The organism is Helicobacter sp. UBA3407 (genome assembly GCF_949747025.1).
GTDB lineage: Bacteria > Campylobacterota > Campylobacteria > Campylobacterales > Helicobacteraceae > Helicobacter_D > Helicobacter_D ganmani.
Genome location: NZ_CATKCB010000092.1, coordinates 1 through 1,761 on the forward strand (window position 1 = coordinate 1; position 1,761 = coordinate 1,761).

The window sequence follows — 1,761 nt, forward strand, 5'->3', positions numbered from 1 at the left end:
AAAGAAATTGCCAAGCTGTTATAGGACTCGCGGGATTCTATCGCAGATAGATTGGTATGCGTCCTTGTGAGAAGTCATTAGACTTCGTGGCGCACGACTTGCGAAGCAGTTTGCCCGCTTTGAGCCGCAAATCCATAATAATGCAAAGAAAATAAAACAATGGAATCTTACGCCTTAATCCCTTGCAGAATCTCGCTTAAAATATCTATTGTCTTTGTCTTTCGCGCTTCAAATTGTGCTTGGCTCTCAAACGCGCCATTGCTTAAATGCCCGCTTTGCACTCTATCGTTTTGCAATGCAAAAATTGTCTCATCAAGCAAATCTTGGATTTTTTCAGGGCTAGATTCTAGGCTACTCTCCCTTCGTACTTGGTTGAAAATCGCCTTATCTAGCTTAGAAACATCACTGATTCCTTGTGCTTTCATCGCCTTTTCTATGTCATTAGCAAATTTCGCCGCAAGAGCAAGGGCGCGTGTCCCTCTATCAAGTGTGGGAGTGGAATCCTCTTGTATGTTTTGGCTTTCACTTTCCCATTGCTTTAGCTTCTCCTCTGTTGGCACTACCATACCCAAATGTTCGCCAAAAGTTTTGGAATCCTCTTGGGATTGTGTTGTTTGGGTTTGGTTGGAGGGATTCTTATACAATGATAAGTTTTGATAATTTTGTGTGTTGATTTGCATAAGAATCCTTTATTTAATATAAATACTCGCACTCATTGTGGGACCAACATTAATGGAACGAACAGTATAAACAAATTCACCACTAGAATTGCTAGGCTTGGAAATATCCCACCATTCCCACCAACCAAATACTACATTATCGCTTCCAGCAATACCAACGCAATCTATCATTGTTGCTTGATTTCCTGCAAAAGTTGCGCTATCAGTATTCCTTCCACCATAGCCTACAACGCCTGTTACAACTTGAAATGGATTACCGCCGTGATTAAAATTTGTGCTTGTTTGATTGTCCTGAATATTCTCACAACCATCTTGAAGTTGCCCCACTTGCTGTTGAGAGCAAACCGCCATAATGCCCACTTCTGATACAGGAGGAGCTGCAGCTTTGACTGCTTTATTGTTTTTATTTGCCTCATACGCCTTTTTCATTTTTTCCAAAGTTTTATCAAAATCGCCATTCAGAATTTTTTTGCTTATGTGGTGAGTTTGCCTCTACATAAAGCGTTAATCCATTGCGTGTAATTTTCTCTTTGCCCTCTGTGGTATAGTTGCTATCTGCACCAAATGCGATTCCACAACTTAAAATACTTGCCAACGCAAGACTTAAAAATTTTCTTGTCATTTTAACTTCTTAAAATTAAGATATGTAGAATCTTAAGCAAAAAGTATGCCAATATTAAGATTCTATTGTTTATTTTTTAATACAAAATTATAGATTGCCACGACTTCGGACGAAGTCTCGCAATGACAAAAGACTAATCACTGCGTCATTACGAGAGAGATAACGAACGAAGCAATCCATAATCTTGCAAAAATCAATTTCTACAATAGAATCTTTTAAATAGTTCCATTATAGAATCCCGCCCTTACGATTCCATATTTTAAGAGATTCTGCTATGAAATTTGCTACAATGGCACAACAAAAACAAGGATAAAAACAATGGATTTTTCAAAAATCTCTGCTGTGATACTTGTCAAAAATGCACAAGCGACTTTGCAAGAATGCCTCCGCTCTATTCAATGCTTTGATGAAATCATATTACTAGACAATCAAAGCAATGATGATACCTTAAAAATTGCT

Annotated in this window: 4 protein-coding genes; 1 reads left to right on the plus strand and 3 read right to left on the minus strand. The window is 38.1% G+C overall.

From position 1 onward, the window contains the following. Nucleotides 1-167: 167 nt before the first annotated feature. From Q1553_RS02250 to Q1553_RS02260, 3 genes are read right to left on the minus strand one after another with little or no spacing between them, the layout of a single operon-like run. Nucleotides 168-680, minus strand: a complete 513-nt coding sequence (locus Q1553_RS02250) for a hypothetical protein (RefSeq protein WP_115551777.1) — start codon at nucleotides 678-680, stop codon at nucleotides 168-170. Between the two features lie 9 nt (nucleotides 681-689). Next, nucleotides 690-1,109 (minus strand): DUF4879 domain-containing protein, encoded by a 420-nt coding sequence (locus Q1553_RS02255; protein ID WP_300842723.1) that lies wholly within the window; start codon nucleotides 1,107-1,109, stop codon nucleotides 690-692. 16 nt (nucleotides 1,110-1,125) lie between these two features. Then, nucleotides 1,126-1,302, minus strand: coding sequence for a hypothetical protein (locus Q1553_RS02260; protein ID WP_297570490.1), 177 nt, complete (start codon nucleotides 1,300-1,302; stop codon nucleotides 1,126-1,128). Between the two features lie 318 nt (nucleotides 1,303-1,620). Here Q1553_RS02260 and Q1553_RS08475 point away from each other — a divergent pair. Continuing rightward, nucleotides 1,621-1,761, plus strand: a 141-nt coding sequence (locus Q1553_RS08475) for a glycosyltransferase (protein WP_366525088.1), incomplete at its 3' end; no start/stop codon positions are given.

Excerpts from the sequence above, each read along its gene's own strand:
- Q1553_RS02255 (WP_300842723.1), bottom strand. The coding sequence starts at position 1,109 with ATGAAAAAGGCGTATGAGGCAAATAAAAACAATAAAGCAGTCAAAGCT.
- Q1553_RS02250 (WP_115551777.1), bottom strand. The coding sequence starts at position 680 with ATGCAAATCAACACACAAAATTATCAAAACTTATCATTGTATAAGAAT.
- Q1553_RS02260 (WP_297570490.1), bottom strand. The coding sequence starts at position 1,302 with ATGACAAGAAAATTTTTAAGTCTTGCGTTGGCAAGTATTTTAAGTTGT.